General features: G+C 65.4%; 12 protein-coding genes. 4 read left to right on the top strand and 8 right to left on the bottom strand.

Features of this window, described 5'->3' with window-relative positions; translation table 11 throughout:
• Positions 1-75: 75 nt before the first annotated feature.
• On the bottom strand, positions 76-498 hold the full coding sequence (locus LOC56_RS00930; RefSeq protein ID WP_229949671.1) for a hypothetical protein: 423 nt from the start codon (positions 496-498) through the stop codon (positions 76-78).
• A gap of 405 nt (positions 499-903) precedes the next feature.
• Between LOC56_RS00930 and LOC56_RS00935 the strand changes: the two genes are divergently transcribed.
• Entirely contained in the window at positions 904-1152 is a 249-nt protein-coding gene (locus tag LOC56_RS00935) for a WhiB family transcriptional regulator (protein ID WP_055239553.1), read from the top strand.
• A gap of 94 nt (positions 1153-1246) precedes the next feature.
• Here LOC56_RS00935 and LOC56_RS00940 read toward each other — a convergent pair whose 3' ends face one another.
• The 4 genes from LOC56_RS00940 to LOC56_RS00955 all read right to left on the bottom strand — a co-directional run bounded on the left by LOC56_RS00940 (position 1247) and on the right by LOC56_RS00955 (position 9625).
• Positions 1247-2728 (bottom strand): sensor histidine kinase, encoded by a 1482-nt coding sequence (locus LOC56_RS00940; protein WP_229949673.1) that lies wholly within the window; start codon positions 2726-2728, stop codon positions 1247-1249.
• Between the two features lie 12 nt (positions 2729-2740).
• A complete protein-coding gene (locus LOC56_RS00945; RefSeq protein WP_229949674.1) occupies positions 2741-7582 on the bottom strand; it encodes an NAD-glutamate dehydrogenase in 4842 nt (1613 codons plus the stop codon).
• 61 nt (positions 7583-7643) lie between these two features.
• Positions 7644-8969: an AAA family ATPase gene (locus LOC56_RS00950; RefSeq protein ID WP_229949676.1), complete on the bottom strand. Its 1326-nt coding sequence runs from the start codon at positions 8967-8969 to the stop codon at positions 7644-7646.
• Positions 8966-9625, bottom strand: a complete 660-nt coding sequence (locus LOC56_RS00955; protein ID WP_229949678.1) for an SAF domain-containing protein — start codon at positions 9623-9625, stop codon at positions 8966-8968. The genes LOC56_RS00950 and LOC56_RS00955 overlap by 4 nt, the downstream gene beginning before the upstream one ends.
• 210 nt (positions 9626-9835) lie before the next feature.
• On the opposite strand from LOC56_RS00955, the gene LOC56_RS00960 reads away from it, so the two are divergent.
• Positions 9836-10069: a helix-turn-helix domain-containing protein gene (locus tag LOC56_RS00960; RefSeq protein ID WP_227918361.1), complete on the top strand. Its 234-nt coding sequence runs from the start codon at positions 9836-9838 to the stop codon at positions 10067-10069.
• Between the two features lie 70 nt (positions 10070-10139).
• Here the strand turns inward: LOC56_RS00960 and LOC56_RS00965 are convergent, their stop codons facing one another.
• The gene (locus LOC56_RS00965; protein WP_229949680.1) at positions 10140-10706 is read right to left on the bottom strand and encodes a hypothetical protein; all 567 of its coding nucleotides are present in this window, start codon (positions 10704-10706) and stop codon (positions 10140-10142) included.
• Between the two features lie 208 nt (positions 10707-10914).
• On the opposite strand from LOC56_RS00965, the gene LOC56_RS00970 reads away from it, so the two are divergent.
• Together LOC56_RS00970 and LOC56_RS00975 are read left to right on the top strand one after the other, a co-directional pair.
• Positions 10915-11709, top strand: coding sequence for a LysM peptidoglycan-binding domain-containing protein (locus tag LOC56_RS00970; protein WP_229949682.1), 795 nt, complete (start codon positions 10915-10917; stop codon positions 11707-11709).
• Between the two features lie 83 nt (positions 11710-11792).
• Positions 11793-12398, top strand: coding sequence for an Rv3235 family protein (locus LOC56_RS00975; RefSeq protein ID WP_229949684.1), 606 nt, complete (start codon positions 11793-11795; stop codon positions 12396-12398).
• Between the two features lie 20 nt (positions 12399-12418).
• Here the strand turns inward: LOC56_RS00975 and secA are convergent, their stop codons facing one another.
• Together secA and LOC56_RS00985 are read right to left on the bottom strand one after the other, a co-directional pair.
• Positions 12419-15166 carry a preprotein translocase subunit SecA gene (gene secA, locus LOC56_RS00980; protein ID WP_331460885.1) on the bottom strand — a complete coding sequence of 916 codons (2748 nt, stop codon included), beginning with the start codon at positions 15164-15166 and terminating at the stop codon, positions 12419-12421.
• A gap of 89 nt (positions 15167-15255) precedes the next feature.
• On the bottom strand, positions 15256-16470 hold the full coding sequence (locus tag LOC56_RS00985) for a winged helix-turn-helix domain-containing protein (RefSeq protein WP_229949686.1): 1215 nt from the start codon (positions 16468-16470) through the stop codon (positions 15256-15258).

Consider the following 16470-nt stretch of genomic DNA (forward strand, 5'->3'; position numbering starts at 1 on the left):
GCTTGTCAGGCAGGCAGTGCGGTGTGCCTTCTTACTCCTGGCAGCATGCTGCTGACCGGGTCCGGGCGACGGTGCCTAAAAGGTTTTGCTGCTGTCCGTGAGCCTGCTGGTGTGAGCCAGGACGGGCTTCGTGAACAGGAGCAGGAGGACCGCTGCAGCGGGCAGCAGCAATCCGAGGCCCGCCAGAACCAGGCCTGCCTGCAAGGTCGGAACGGCCAGGATCACTACGAAGAGCTGCCAGACCAGGGCTGCCGAGCGGGTCCAGCGGTAACCGCGGAAAAAGAAGTGCCCCACTGCCAGCAGCCACACGGCGAGGGCGACGGCGAAGACCAGCGTGAAGACCGCGCCGCCCATGGACAGCGGCGTCGAGGTCACCAATTGGTAGCCGTACCATGCCGCGAAGCCGAGCAGGCAAAGGGCTTCGAGTACGAGTACGGCGGCGATGGCAAGCACAGCGGGGGCACGGTGCACCGAGGGGGGTTTCTGGGGTGTTGACACACTGGCAGAATACCGGACATAGTCTCCCTCGGAGCCACAAAGGAGCTCGGCGGCCTAGCCGACAGCTCTTCACCGCGTCCGCCGAAGGGGCCGGTTCGGCCCGGTTCTTTGGTCCCGGTGACCGCCGGTCAGACACCCGGGGTAAGGCGCAACAATGTCCGGTTGTGTTGCTTCCGGAACTGGAACCGATAGCAATTCACGGTTCACTGCACGCAGGTAATGTGATGCATCCCTCAGGCCTGCGGCCATATTTTCCGCTTGTTACCCCTTGTTTGCTTAGGCCTGACGTGCCACGCTAGAACAAGGGAAATCAGGGGCCGAAACCGGCCCCTTTAGTTTGTAGTTGCTCGTGAATGTTTTCACAAACACGTAGGAGTCAACTTTTCAGAGGAGATAGTGATCAACATGGATTGGCGGAGCCGCGCAGCTTGCCTGGATAAAGATCCGGAGCTTTTCTTTCCCGTGGGCAATACCGGCCCGGCTCTTCTTCAGATTGAAGAAGCCAAGAGTGTCTGTCGCCGCTGCCCGGTGATTGACACCTGCCTGCAGTGGGCAATCGAGACCGGCCAGGACGCCGGCGTATGGGGCGGCATGAGTGAAGACGAACGCCGCGCGTTGAAGCGCCGCGCAGCCCGCGCCCGCCGCGCCTCCTAAGCAGGACTTCCCCGGCGGAAATGATGCCGGTGCAACAAAGGGCCGCTGCCATTGGCAGCGGCCCTTTGTTGTACCGGGAGTATTCCTGCTCAGATCAGGTACGCCGGTACTCGGTATCCAGGCCCATCTCGATCCGGACTTCCGTGCCCCCGCTTTCGCCTGCGGACCACTCGATGGTGCCGTCCAGTTCGCTTTGGACCAGGGTCCGGACAATCTGCAGGCCCAGGCCCTCCCGCCGCGGTCCGGGCGGCAGGCCCACGCCGTCGTCGGTCACCGTCACCGTGAGCCGTTCCTCACGGCCGGCTTCGCCGTGCCGCTGCGCAGCCAGTCCGACCGTGCCGCGACGGCCTGCCAGCCCGTGTTCGACAGCGTTGGTCACGAGTTCGTTGATGACCAAGGCCAGCGGAGTGGCCAGGTCGCTCGGGAGCTCGCCGAAGGATCCTTCACGGCGGGTCCGGACCTCCTGCGTCGGCGAGGCGACTTCGGCGGACAGCCGGAACTGGCGGTCGATCAGCTCGTCAAAGTCCACGTTCTGCGTCAGTCCCTGGGACAGCGTCTCATGCACCAGGGCGATGGTGGACACCCGGCGCATGGCCTGGGCAAGGCCCAGCTTGCCTTCGTCGCTCTCCATCCTCCGTGACTGCATCCGCAGCAATGCCGCGACGGTCTGGAGGTTGTTCTTCACCCGGTGGTGGATTTCGCGGATGGTGGCGTCCTTTGACACCAGTTCCATCTCCCGGCGGCGCAGTTCGGAGACATCGCGGCACAGAACCAGGGCACCGAAGCGTTCCTTTTCGTCCCGCAGCGGGATGGCGCGCAGGGAAAGGCTGACGCCGCGGGACTCGATTTCGGTCCGCCACGGCATCCGCCCGGTGACCACCAGCGGCAACGTTTCATCAACCATTCGACGGTCCTTGAGCAGCGCCGTGGTGATCTCCGCAAGGGAACGGCCCTCGAGCGTCTCCATGTCGCCAAGCCGACGGAAAGCGGAGACTCCGTTAGGACTGGCGTACTGCACAATCCCTTCGGCATCGAGCCGGATCAACCCGTCGCCAACACGGGGAGCACCGCGGCGCGACCCGGTGGGCGTGGCGAAGTCGGGCCAGAGGCCCAGCGTTCCCATCCGCAGCAGGTCGTAGGCACATTGCCGGTAAGTCAGTTCCAGGCGTGAGGGCATCCGCGAGCTGGACAGGTCCATGTGCGAGGTCACCACGGCCAGGGTCCGGCCGTTGCGGACGAACGGAATCGCCTCGACCCGCATGGCCGTTTCAGCGGTCCAGCTGGTTTCGCTGGACCGCTCAATGTGCTGGCTTCGCCAGGCAGCGTCTACCAGCGGGTGCAGGTCCGCACGGATGCGTTCGCCGACAAAGTCGCTGTGGAACACCGTATGCGACGTCGACGGGCGGGCATGAGCCAGCGCCACGTAGCCGCCGTCGGGCACGGGGAACCACAGGGCGAGGTCGGCGAACGCGAGATCGGCAACAAGCTGCCAGTCCCCCACCAGCAGATGCAGCCATTCGGCGTCGCCGGGGCCGAAGTCCGCATGGTCCTTGATCGGATCGGTAAAGATTGCCACTGCTACCCCGGACTAGCGGCGGACGATGGAACGAAGCAGGCGAAGGGCGACTGAAAGCGATGCCATGTCGTCCTCCTCCAGGCGGTTTACTTCGCTGAACATCTTGGACGCGCGCTGCAGGTGGTCGGCGTTCTCCTGCTCCCATGCCTGCAGGCGTTCCGACGGATCCGCACCGGACCGGTCGGGGGTAGCTTCCAGCACGGCCATCGTCATGTCCGCCACAGTGGAGTACAGGTCATCGCGCAGGGCTGCGCGGGCAAGCGACTGCCACCTGTCTTCACGGGGCAGCTTCGTGATCCGGTTCAGCAGGTCGTCAATCCCGTACTGGTCGTAAACGGCGTAATACACGGCTGCGACTTCGTCAGCCGGGATTCCGGTTGCCTTGCTGGACCGGGCAACGTCGAGCAGGCCGAACGACTCGAACTGCTCAGCCCAGTACGTCCCCAGTTCCTTCGGGATATCCAGCTCACGGGCCTTCTGCAGCATGGCTTCCACCCGCTCCGCATCGGAGCCGCGCAGGAAACGCGTCAGGTCCGAGAGCAACGGCTGGACGACGGGCCGGAATGCCTCGATGTCCTCTGCGATCGTTGTTCCCCGGCCCACGTGGTTGAGGAACCAGCGCACCGCACGGTCCAGCAGCCGCCGCAGGTCCAGATGCATCATGGACCAGGTCTCCGTCGGGAAGCCGGCGGGAAGGGCGCCGAGTTCGGCCAGGACCTTGTCAATGCCGTAGATCTCCCGCAGCGCGGTGAAGGCACGGGCCGCCTCCGCTTCGGTCGCTGAGGTTTCCTCGATCACCCGGAAGGCGAAAGTGATGCCGCCGATGTTGATCATGTCGTTGGCAACCACGGTGGAGATGATTTCGCGGCGCAGCGGATGGGTGTCCAGCTGGTCCCCGAAACGCTCGACAATCTGCTTCGGGAAATACCGGCGCAGGGTACCGGCAAAGTAGGGGTCATCAGCCAGGTTCGAACGCGTCAGCGCCTTCGTGAGCTCGATCTTTGCGTACGCCGCGAGCACGGCCAGTTCGGGCGACGTCAGGCCGCCCTCACCCGCGGCAATGCGTGCGTGCAGTTCCTCGTTGCCGGGCAGCGCCTCCAGCTCACGGTCAAGGTCCGCGTGTTCCTCGAGCCAGTCCATCAGGCGCTCGAAACTCGGGCTGGCTTCCACGACCCGCTGCCGGTCGTTGAGCAGCAGCATGTTCTGGTCGATGTTGTCCTGCAGGACCAGGTGTCCGACTTCGTCCGTCATCGAGTGAAGGAACTCCGCACGTTCCTGCGGATCCAGCCGACCGGCTGCGACCATCCGGTCCACGAAGATCTTGATGTTCACTTCGTGGTCGGAGCAGTCCACGCCTGCTGAGTTGTCGATTGCGTCGGTATTGAGGATGACTCCGGCGCGGGCTGCTTCGATCCGTCCGCGCTGCGTCATGCCCAGGTTTCCGCCTTCGCCGACAACCTTTACCCGAAGGTCACGGCCGTCCACGCGGATTGCGTCATTGGCTTTGTCTCCGACGTCGGCGGAGGTCTCGGCCGAGGACTTCACGTAGGTGCCGATACCGCCGTTGTAGAGCAGGTCCACCGGTGCCGTGAGGATGGCTTTCAACAGCTCGGGCGGGCTCATCTTGGTTGCCGAGTCGGGCAGGCCCAGAACGCTGCGAACCTCCGAGGAGAGCGGAATGCTCTTGGACTGTCGCGGGAAAATGCCGCCGCCGGCGCTGATCAAGGCCTCGTCATAGTCCGCCCAGGACGAGCGCGGAAGCTCGAAAAGGCGCCGCCGTTCGGCATGGGACCGGGCGGCGTCGGGGTTCGGATCCAGGAAGATGTGCCGGTGGTCGAAGGCCGCCACGAGCTTGATGTGTTCGGACAAAAGCATGCCGTTGCCGAACACGTCGCCGCTCATGTCGCCGACGCCGACCACGGTGAAGTCCTGGCTCTGGGTATCGATGCCGAGTTCGCTGAAGTGCCGCTTGACCGATTCCCACGCGCCGCGGGCGGTGATGCCCATGGCCTTGTGGTCGTAGCCCACGGATCCGCCCGAGGCGAAGGCATCGCCAAGCCAGAAGCCGTAGTCGGCGGAGATGGAGTTCGCGATGTCGGAGAACGACGCCGTACCCTTGTCCGCAGCCACCACGAGGTAGCTGTCGTCACCGTCGTGGCGGACCACGCGCTCCGGCGGGACTACTTCCTCGCCGGACTCCTTGACCACGAGGTTGTCGGTCAGGTCCAGCATGCCCCGGATGAAGGTGCGGTAGCTGTTCTTTCCCTCTTCCATCCAGGCACCGCGGTCCACGGCGGGATCGGGAAGCTTCTTGGCGTAAAAACCGCCCTTGGCTCCGGTGGGAACGATCACTGCGTTCTTGACCGTCTGGGCCTTGACCAGACCCAGGACTTCGGTGCGGAAGTCCTCGCGCCGGTCAGACCAGCGCAGCCCGCCGCGGGCTACCTCGCCGAAGCGCAGGTGCACGCCTTCCACCCGCGGCGAGTAGACCCAGATTTCGTACTTCGGGCGGGGGAACGGAGCGCCGTCAATGGCACCGGTGTTCAGCTTGAAACTGACGTACGGCTTGTCCTGGTAGAAATTGGTGCGCAGCGTGGCGTTGATCAGGGTGGCAAAGGTACGCAGTACGCGGTCGGCGTCGAGCGTCGGCACCTGATCGAGGCCGGCCTCCAGTGCGGCCCCGGCGTGCTCGACGGCGGCCCGCCGCTCGTCCTCCGTCAGGTCAGGATCAAAGCGTCCTTCGAAAAGCGCGATCAGTGCACGGGCGACGTCCGGGTTGGCCAGCAGCGTTCCTGCCACGAAACCGTAGGAGTTCGCCGTGCCGACCTGGCGCATGTACTTTGCGTACGCCCGAAGGACGACTACCTGGCGCCAGCGCAGTCCCTGCCGCAGGATCAGCCGGTCGAAAGCGTCGGATTCCGCAGTGCCGGACAAACCGGCACGGAAGGCTTCGGCCAGCAGGGAACCGGTGTCCATCGGATCGATGCCGGCGGGGTATACCAGGCCCAGATCGTAAAGATAGAAGGTCGTGCCGTCGCCGCGCTGGATCTCGAAGGGCCGTTCGTCGAGCACTTCCAACCCGAGGTTGTGCAGGAAAGGCAGGATCTGGGTCAGCGATTTCGGCTCGGTCAGGTAGAGCTTCAACCGGGCGTCCTCGGGACCCTCGCCGTCGGTGCCGGACGGAATGTAGACGAACAGCTCAGGAGCTGTTTCCGGGTGGGCGAGCCGAGCTTCGAAGCGGGCAATGTCCTCCAGGGCATCCTCGACTTCGTAGGCCACCCGGTAGGCCGCCGGGAAGGCGTTAGCCCAGAGTGCGGAGAGCTTTTCTGCCTCCTGGCGGGAGAACTGGGTGCGGACTACCTCTTCGATGCCCTCGCTCCACGAGCGGGTCGCCTGCACGAGCCGTGCCTCAAGTTCAGCGGCATCAACGTCGGTGATTTCCTGGCCGCGGGGAAGGCGGATCCGGAAGAAGAGGCGGGCGAGGGCGGATTCCGTCATCCGTGCTTCGAAATCGATGGACTCGGCATTGAAGGTGGAGCGCAGTTCGTCCTGGATGCGCAGCCGGACCGGCGTTGTGTAGCGGTCACGGGGCAGGAAGACGATGGCGGACATGAACCGGCCGTAGATGTCCGGCCGGAGGAACAGGCGGGTGCGCCGCCGCTCCTGCAGGCGAAGGATGGCCAGGGATGTATCGAGCAGCGTCGAGGGATCGATCTGGAAGAGTTCGTCGCGCGGGTAGGTTTCCAGGATGGAGAGGAGATCCTTGCCTGAATGCGAATCAGCGGGGAAACCGCAGGTGCGCATCACATCGCGGACCTTGTCCCGGACAATCGGGATGCTGCGCACGGAGCCGGTGTAGGCGCCGGTGGCGAAGAGACCGATGAAACGGCGTTCACCGTTCACGTTGCCCTGCTCGTCGAATCGCTTGACGCCGAGGTAATCGAGATAGGCAGGCCGGTGCACCGTGGACCGTGAGTTGGCTTTGGTAATGACCAGGGCGCGCTTTTCACGTGCCTTTGCGCGGCCTGCGCCGGTCAGGCGCTGGACCCGCCGGGTGGAGTGCAGGCGCAGCAACCCGAGTCCGCTGTCTTCAGTGGGACGGAGGGCATCTTCGCCGTCTTCGGTGATGAGGTCGTATTCCCGGTAGCCCAGGAAGGTGAAGTTACCGTTGTCCAGCCAGGTCAGCAGTTCACGTGCCTGCTGCAGGTCCGGGATGTCCCGGGCACCGGGCACCGCTTCGAGGGAACGGGCAATCTCGTGCACCTTCGAACGCATGGCCGGCCAGTCCGATACCGCAATCCGCACGTCGCCCAGCACCTTCTGCAGGCCTTCGACCAGTTCGGAGCGCTTGGCCTCGTCGGTAATGCGGGCAACATCGATGGCTATCCAGGATTCCACCTTGGTGGTTCCGCCGTTCCCGCCCAGCAGGTCGGCCAGGTTCGGCAGGGCGGCAGTGTCTCCGCTCGAGACGCCGGCAGCGGCGGGAACACGCTGCACCTGCTGCAGTTCCCCGGTGCGCGGATCCCGGGTAGCCAGGAAAATGGGGTGCACCACGAGCCGGATGGCGGCGTTGCGGCGCACCACCTCTGCCGTGACGGAGTCGACGAGGAAGGGCATGTCATCCGTGACGATGAGGATGACGCTGGTGCCGCCTTGGTCCACCACGTCGACGGCGGCGGTGCCTTCGGCGCGGGTCAGCGCCAGTTCCATGTGCTTTTGCGCCCGTTCCCTCAGAACCGACGGCGCGTAGGCCTGCGCATCTTCACGCGCCAGATGCTCGTAGTAGTTCCCGATGAATTCATCCAGGGAAGTGTCCGAACTGAAAAGATCCGCGATGCGGGATCCTGACGACATGTAATACGCCTCCGATAGTACTTACATCCGGCTGCCCCGTTGCAGCCTCCTCTTATCGAGCCTAGCCGCGAATGCGCCAAAGGTCACTTTGCCCCGTCCTGCCTGCGCCGCGGCGGCGTCGGGGAACCTGCACGCCTGCCAGCTCCGCTATGGCCGCGCGGAGGACCGACGCCGGCGCGGTCTCCAGCAGTGCGGTCCCGGAGAGCAGGGAAGCATCGGCGGCGTCGTAGTCGGCCGGAAGGAATGCGGCGATTTCCCCTCCCGGCCCAAACCTCTCCCACGCTCCGCGCAGCTGGCTTTCGGGCTGCCGTCCCACTGATGAGGCCCGGACCTTGTTCAACACAACCCGCGGCTCGGCGGCAGGAACCGCCGTGGCGAGATCCGACAGGGCCCGGACCAGGCGGGGAACTCCCACGGAGTCGGCGGCACCCACGGCATAGACGGTGTCCGCAGCATCGAGTACCAGCAGGGTGGAGGCGTTGCGGCGCGGGGCTATGGTGTCGAAGCTCAGTTCCTCGTCTGTCTCCAGGGAGAATCCGCAGTCTACGACGGTCAGGTCGGCAACCCGGCGTGCCGCAGCGAGGACGCCCGCGAGCGCTGCGGGGCGCAGTTCCACCCAGCGGTCAGAGCGGGTGATGCCGGTAAGCACTGCCAGCCGCTGCCCCCGCAGGGAAACGCTGGCCGAAATCCTGCGCAGGGCGGCGGCGTCGAGCAGCCCCTGGTCGGCAAGACGGCAGGCCTGCGCCACTCCGGCGGATTCGTCGAGGAGGCCGAGGCTGACCGCCACGCTGGAGCCGTAGGTGTCTGCGTCGATAAGGAGCACCTTTGTGCCGGCGGCAGCCGCTTCGGCCGCCAGGTTGACGGCCACCGTGGTCCTGCCCGGGGCACCCGCCGGGCCCCAGACAGCGGTGACAGTTCCTTGGCAACCGTCCGGTTCCGCGGCGTCTGCTGGCACCGGCCCCGTGCTCCCGGCACCAAACGCTGCGGCAGGGTCGGCAAGCGTGTTGCTGCCTACCGCAGCCGCACCTTCCGTTTCCTGGTCCAAGGCCCGAACGGCAGTGGCAATCAGTTCGGCGAGCGCACCCGGGTCAACTCCGCTGGGGGCATTGACTATCCGCATGGCGTCCAGCCGAGGTTGAAGAACAGGATCGTCGGTGAGCGCTACGAGGGCCACGCCGGCAGCCGCCAGCCGTTCCGCCAGTGCCGCGGTAAGCTCCCCGGCCGCGTCGGCGACGACGCCGGCACGCACGATCCCGCTCTGCGACACAGCCACGAGTTCCGTCAGTTCCGTGCACCGCCGGACCACCGTGACAGGTCCCTGGAGGCGTTCCAACCCGTCGAGGACACCGGCGGTAGCCGCCCCCACGGTAGCGACCGGGATATTCACGAGCCTGATGCGGGGTTGTGGACCACGGTGATCTTGGCCTGATTCGACAACGCACTCAGCAGCAGCGGGAGGTCCGAATCGTCAACCAGGACCAGGAGCTCCGTACTGCGGTTGGCGCCCAGGGCGGACTCGGTGACGGCCAGCTCCGATATTTCGGCGGCTTCGATGAGCTGTTTCGGCTCGTCGTACCCGTTGCGGGCATTGGGCATGGCGGCCCAGATGTCCACGCGTGATCCTGCCTCGGTGCTGGCAGGAAGCGGGTCCTCGACCCGCAGGCCGACGGGCTTGCGGTCCAGGGCGTCCCGTTCGACCAGCGCGGACCGGGCCACCAGTTCCCCCTCGCGAAGCGCTGCACCTGCTACGGCGTTCTCCGGCAGGCCCGCGGCAATGGGAAGGTAAAGCGCTTCGGCGTTACCCAGCCGGACCGGCACCGCAACCAGGTCTTCGGCGCCGATAGGCGCCCCCGGAGCAATATCGTGCTTCACGGCATAGACCTCCGTGGTCCGGTCGGCGCTGTCCACCAGCGTCACGACGCCGGCGATGGATCCGAGCACCAGCAGGATTCCCAGCAGGAGCCTCGGGTCCCGCCATGACGGCTTGCGCAGCCGTGCCGCCGCCGGCTCCGCCCCCGGTGTGCGCTGGTCAGTCAGACTCATGCTCCCCCGTTTCCCGCTGCATTCCCCCTTGCCCCCTGCCGGGGCCTCATTCGGGCCATTGTGGAGGAAGTGCAGCGGGAAAGAAACGGTGGTTTTCCGGAAAGTCGAATCTGTGGATAACCCATCTGCGGCATCCTGCTGGTGCCACACTGGTGCTGCTGGTATACAACGGGTGCAAGCCGCAGTGGTGCGGTGCGAAAGGTGAGTGCCGTGGGCGATAAGAGATTCCTGACGCTGGCAGATGTCGCCGAGGTGCTGAACATATCCTCCTCGCAGACTTACGCCCTGGTCCGCAGTGGAGAACTTCCCGCCATTCAGATCGGCGGCAGGGGCCAGTGGCGGGTCGAATCGCAGCAGCTCGAAGACTATATTTCCCGGGCTTACCGGAAGTCCGCTGCGGCAGTCCGGCAGGGCATCCCGGTGGAGGAGAACGCGGGGAGCTGAATAGCCGCAGGCTGGTTTCCCCGTCTCCGGTTCAGCTGCATCGGGTTGCGCGGCCGGTTCCGAGGCCCGGTCACTCCCATCCGTTGTGCTGTTGTGACAGCACCGCTGCGACCGTGGCCGTAGGCAGGACATAGACGCCCGTGACGTTTGCGCTGCGCCGCGGCTGGTCCGACGGTACGACCGCCAGTTCCAGGAAGTCGCTGCCCACCCTGTCGATCGTCCCGTGCAGGGCGCTGTCAGCCGGTGCCCCGGCCGAACGGACGAAGACGGCGCTGCGGTCCCGGGCAATGCTGCGCAGCGCGGATGTCACCCCCAGCCGCACCTTCCCCGCCGTCGGACTCGCGAACCGGTCCATGCCCCTGATGGCAACCACCTGGGACAACACCGCCAAAGCTGCACCGCGTTCCTGCTCCAGCGACACCCATCCTTCCCCCACATGCCTCAGGGTCCCCCGCAGCATCCCTGCTGTTCCGAGATCGAAGACCAGTTGTTTCCCGCTTTGGCTGCGCAGTCTGTCCTGCAAACTGATTTCGCGCAGTTCCATCCGCACACGGTCCGAAATCTCGGTTTCGGCCGCCAGCCCGGCAGCAGCGGCAAGCTGTGCCTCCATGTCCCTGAACAGGGCGTCCCATCGCATCGCCCAAGGCTAGCGTCCACGAAGCCTGTTCAACCACTCTGGACACCGGTCGAACCGAAGTGTAGACACGGGCATCACACAGGCCAGACGGCACCAAAAAACCTTTAGCGCTATCAAAGTCCTCTGACCAAAGCGAAACGAACCAAATAAGCCTAAACGGCTGGATTGCCCAAGCACCTCAGCTCTCCTCTCCAGATCGGAGAATGCAATGACCGGATCCACCTCCCGCCCCGCGCCGGCTGCGGATGCCCTTGCAACCGCAGCCGTAGCAGCCCTTGGCCTGGTGCTCTTGTGGTGCGGAACCCGAATGCTGCCGGACGCTGCCGCAGCAGGTTCGGTCTTGTTCTCCCCGGATCCGCTCTCCGAAGCTCCGCTTTCCCGGACCGCGCTGACGCAGCTGGCCGGGTTCTGCGCCGCCGCCGCAGGCCTGCTGCTCACGCTCTGGTGGGTGCTGGGGTTTACCTGTGCCCTGGCCGGGTGCCTCCTGCACCGCTTCGGCTTCCGGACGGCCGGCATGCGGACCCTCTCCCTGGCCCCGGGACCTGCGCGCCGGCTGGCATCAGCCGCGCTGGGGATCTCGCTGGCCGCCGGCGGGACGCTGGGGGCGGCGCCCGGGGCAGTCGCAACCGCGGCAGCGGCACCCGGGGCACCCGCACCTGCGTTCACCCTCGCGGGCATCCCGGTTGGAGCCGGGCCCGCGCAGACCACTCCTCCGGCGCCGGGATCCGCTGATCCGGCCGTTTCTCCGCTTTGGCGTCCTTCTCCCCCGCAGCCTGCGGACGGCGGCCTGCTCACGGGTGTTCCCCGTTCGGATGGGCGCGAAGTAGTGGTTGCAGCGGGAGACACCCTCTGGTCCCTCGCCGCTTCGCAGCTGGGACCCCAGGCCACGGACGCAGAAACTGCCGCGCTCTGGCCCCGCTGGTACGAACTGAATCGGGAGGTTATTGGTCCGGATCCCGGCCTGATCCATCCTGGCCAGGTTCTGGCAGTCCCGCCTCCTTGAGCCTCTCCTCCGCTCTCCCCCGCTGTCTGCCGGCCGCCGGAACCCACCAACCGCACCGCTCCCGCGCTAGGAAAGGACGCACCATGACCAGCGTGATATTCCTTCCCGCTCCCGATGCCCCGGCCGGACCGGCGCAACGGGGCCAACCGGGCCCTGACGGCGATGCCGGTCCCATCGCCGTTTATCTGGCCCCTTCACAGGAGCAGCTTCCGGCTCCGGTTCCGGCACAGCCGCGCGAACGTTACGGTGTCCGCGGGGAAGCGGACCCGCTGGCCCGTCCCGCCGCCGCCGCCGGAGCAGCCAACTGGGCATCGAACCCCGCCGACGACGCGCGGGTGAAAGCCATCTGCCAATCCGTGGCGCTTGCCGCGCTGGAGGTCCTGGGCGGTGTCCGTCCGCTGCAGCAGATGGCCCGCTGGCTCGATCCCGAAAACTATGAACGGCTGCAGCTGCGCACCAACCTCGTCCGCGGGCTGCAACGCAGCCCCCAGGGGCGGTCCAGGACGGCACCCGATCCGCAGCTGCTGCACCGCAGCATACGCATCCGTTCCTGCCGCCTCTGCCCGGTGTCGGAAGGAATCTACGAGGCCACGGTCGTGGCACTGGAACACGAAAGAGCCCGCGCCGTCGCGCTGAGGGTTCAGCTGCGGCGCGGGCTCTGGAAGGTTACTGCCCTGGAGATCGGATAACCGGCCCCGGTAAAGCGGGTTTACTTGCGGCGTTTGGCCTTCTTCGCGGCGGACTTGCTGCCGGCCGCCGGAGCCGTCTTGGTGTCCTGCTCGTCGCGGGACGTCCGTTCCACCCTGGTCTCCACCCCGCCTTGGCTGTTCGGAGCGGTGAACTGCAGGCTTGCCGGCTGCTGCGGAGCTTCAAGTCCCGCCGCCTTGATGACAGGGGTACCGACGACGCCGCGGGCGTCCTTGATTCCCTGCAAGGCGTTCGCTGCCGGGGCGGGTTCGCTGACCTGCACGTCGGCGTTGAAGAGGTAGCCAACGCTTTCCTCGCGGATGGCCTCCATCATGGTCTGGAACATCACGAATCCTTCACGCTGGTATTCCACCAGCGGATCGCGCTGGGCCATGGCCCGCAGCCCGATGCCCTCCTTGAGGTAATCCATCTCGTAGAGGTGCTCCTGCCACTTACGGCCGATGACGGAGAGCACCACGCGGCGCTCGAGTTCACGCATGGTGGCCGAGCCCAGGGATTCCTCGCGTGCCTGGTAGGCAAGTTTCGCGTCGGAAAGGATCTCGCTGTGCAGGAAGTCGCGGGACAGCCGGGACCGGCCGCCGGCTTCTTCAACCACTTCGTCGATGGTCAGGCTGATCGGGTAGAGCGTCTTGAGGTTGGTCCACAGCTGCTCGAGGTCCCAGTCATCTCCATGGCCCTCCGCAGTTGCCTCGTTGACCATCGCCGTCACAACGTCCTCCAGGAAGAAGCTGATCTTCTCCTGCAGGTCGTCGCCTTCCAGGATCCGACGGCGGTCGCCGTAGATCGCTTCACGCTGGCGGTTCAGGACGTCGTCGTACTTCAGGACGTTCTTGCGCTGTTCGGCGTTGCGGCCCTCGACCTGTCCCTGCGCGTTCTGGATCGCCTTGGAGACCAGCTTGGACTCCAGCGCCACGTCGTCGGGCATGGACGAGCTGTTCATGATCCGTTCGGCAGCACCGGAGTTGAACAACCGCATCAGGTCGTCGGTGAGCGAGAGGTAGAACCGGGATTCGCCCGGATCGCCCTGGCGTCCGGACCGTCCGCGGAGCTGGTTGTCGATGCGCCGGGACTCGTGGCGTTCGGTACCGAGGACGTAAAGCCCGCCGAGTTCGACTACTTCCTGCTGCTCGGCGGCAACGGCGGTCCGTGCCTTCTCCAGCGCGTCCGGCCAGGCGGCCTCGTAGTCCTCGGGGTTTTCGTTCGGGTCCAGTCCGCGGCGTTCCAGTTCTGCAATTGCGTTGAACTCGGCGTTGCCGCCCAGCATGATGTCGGTGCCGCGGCCGGCCATGTTCGTGGCCACCGTGACGGCTCCCTTGCGGCCGGCCTGGGCGACGATGGCGGCTTCACGTGCATGGTTCTTCGCGTTCAGCACTTCGTGCCGGATGCCTGCCTTGGCCAGCTGCTTGGAAAGGTACTCGCTCTTCTCCACGCTGGTGGTGCCGACCAGCACGGGCTGGCCGGACGCGTGGCGCTCGGCAATGTCCTTCACCACGGCGTCGAACTTTGCCACTTCGTTCTTGTAGATCAGGTCCGCCTGGTCGATGCGGGCCATGGGCTTGTTGGTGGGAATGGGCACCACGCCAAGCTTGTACGTGCTCATGAACTCGGCGGCTTCGGTTTCGGCCGTACCGGTCATGCCGGCGAGCTTTTCGTAAAGGCGGAAGTAGTTCTGCAGGGTGACCGTGGCGAGGGTCTGGTTCTCGGCCTTGATGACCACCCCTTCCTTCGCCTCGATTGCCTGGTGCATGCCCTCGTTGTACCGGCGTCCGGCCAGGATGCGGCCGGTGTGCTCATCGACGATCATGACTTCGCCGTTGAGGACCACGTAGTCCTTATCCCGCTTGAAGAGTTCCTTGGCCTTGATGGCGTTGTTCAGGAAGCCGATCAGCGGCGTGTTGGCTGCTTCGTACAGGTTGGAGATACCGAGGTAGTCCTCGACCTTCTCGATGCCCGGCTCGAGGATGCCGACAGTGCGCTTCTTCTCGTCCACTTCATAGTCGGTGTCCAGCTTCAGGCGCTGGACGACCTTGGAGAACTCCGTGTACCACCGGTTCACGTCGCCGCTGGCCGCACCGGAAATGATCAGCGGAGTACGGGCTTCGTCGATCAGGATGGAGTCAACTTCGTCGACAATGGCAAAGTGGTGGCCGCGCTGGACCAGCTCGGCAGCACTCCAGGCCATGTTGTCGCGCAGGTAGTCGAAACCGAACTCGTTGTTGGTTCCGTAAGTGATGTCGGCGGCATACTGTTCGCGCCGGGTCGCGGGGTCCTGGTTGGAGAGGATGCAGCCGCTGGTCATGCCGAGGAAGCGGAAAACACGCCCCATCAGGTCCGACTGGTACTCCGCCAGGTAGTCATTCACCGTAACGATGTGAACGCCGCGTCCGGTCAGCGCATTCAGGTAGGCCGGGGCCGTTGCCACCAGGGTCTTGCCTTCACCGGTTTTCATTTCGGCAATGTTGCCCAGGTGCAGGGCGGCGCCGCCCATCAGCTGGACGTCGAAGTGGCGCATGCCGAGCGTACGGCCGGCGGCCTCACGGACAGCGGCAAACGCTTCGGGAAGGAGGTCGTCGAGGGACTCACCGCCGTTGTAGCGCTCCTTGAGGCGATCCGTTTCACCCCTGAGCTCGGCATCGGTCATGCCCTTGAACTCATCCTCGAGCACGTTGATCGCGTCGGCGTAGTTACGCAGTGTCTTCAGCGTCTTCTTGTCGCCGGTACGAAGAACTCGTTCGAGTAGTGATGCCACTGATTTGCTCCCAATCTAGTTGCCGAAATCTGGCGTCCTCAGTCTACGTGAGAGACGTACCGTGAAGGTCCGTGGTTCCCTAATGACCTTTATTCCCTGCATACTGCCAGCTTCAGGGCGGGAGCCAGGTCTCCCACGGGTTTCACCATTATCTGCCCGAGCCCCAGCCACTGTGCCATGAGCCGCAGCTCTGCAGCGAGTTGACGCGCCGTCTGCGGCGGTGCTCCCGGTTCCGAAAAGGCTGCCTGAACAAGCAGCATACCCGCGGCACGGTCCGCTTTGAGGTCCACTCTGGCCACCAGTTCCTCTCCCAGCAGGAACGGCAGCACATAGTAGCCGAACCTGCGGGCCTGAGGCGGCGTATAGATTTCGATCCGGTAGTGGAAACCGAACAGCTCCTCGATCCGCCGCCGCTCGAAGATGAGCGAATCGAACGGACTCAGCAGCGCCTGGCCGGATACCGACTTCGGTACCGCCGCTTCCGCGTGCAGGTAGGCGGGCTGCTGCCAGCCCGCCACGTCCACGCGCTCGAGGATCCCTTTCCTGGCAAGGGCCTCCGCAGCAATGGCCGTCTCACGCTGCGGCAGACGGAAATAATCGGCAAGCCCCCGGACCGTCGCGACGCCGTGTGCCCGGGCTGCAACCTCGGTCAGGCGCAGCACTGCCTGCTCGGGATCGGATTGTTCCAGCGCCGCTGCGCCTGCAGGATGGACCAGCGCAGTCGGGGCATACAACCGCTCGAACTGCGGGGTCCGCCCGGCGGAACCGATCTGTCCGGAGGCGAACAGATCCTCCAGCACGCGCTTGGCGGCATTCCAGTTCCATCCCCAGTGGGAAGTGTCCCGCACAGCGCTGTGACCGAGGAGGTCCATTACCTGGCGGGAGGTCAACGGCCTGCCCGCGGCCTGCAGAAGCCCGAGGATACGTTGACGAAGATCCTCGGCGACTGCGGGAGGCAGGGAATGGGCGGTCATCCAGGTCCGCCGTTGAACGGCGCGAAGATCCGCAAAGAGCTCGGGCCGGACAAAGCTTGCCTCGTGGGCCCAGTATTCGACCATGCGCCGCGGCCGCCGGGTCCCCATGCGGTCCAGGATTGCCTGGTCGTAGGGGCCGAGCCGGGAAAACAACGGCAGGTAATGGCTGCGGGCAAGCACATTCACGGAGTCGATCTGCAGCAAGGCAAGCCGCTCAAAGGTACGGCCCACCTGCCTTGCGCTAACAAGGCCGGCGGGCCGTACCCGAGCCAGTCCCTGCGCCGCCAGTGCCGTTCGACGGGCCTGCCGGAGCGAGAGCTGGGATTTCAT

Origin of the sequence: Arthrobacter sp. zg-Y179, from assembly GCF_020907345.1 — a bacterium.
Taxonomy (GTDB): Bacteria; Actinomycetota; Actinomycetes; order Actinomycetales; family Micrococcaceae; genus Arthrobacter_B; species Arthrobacter_B jinronghuae.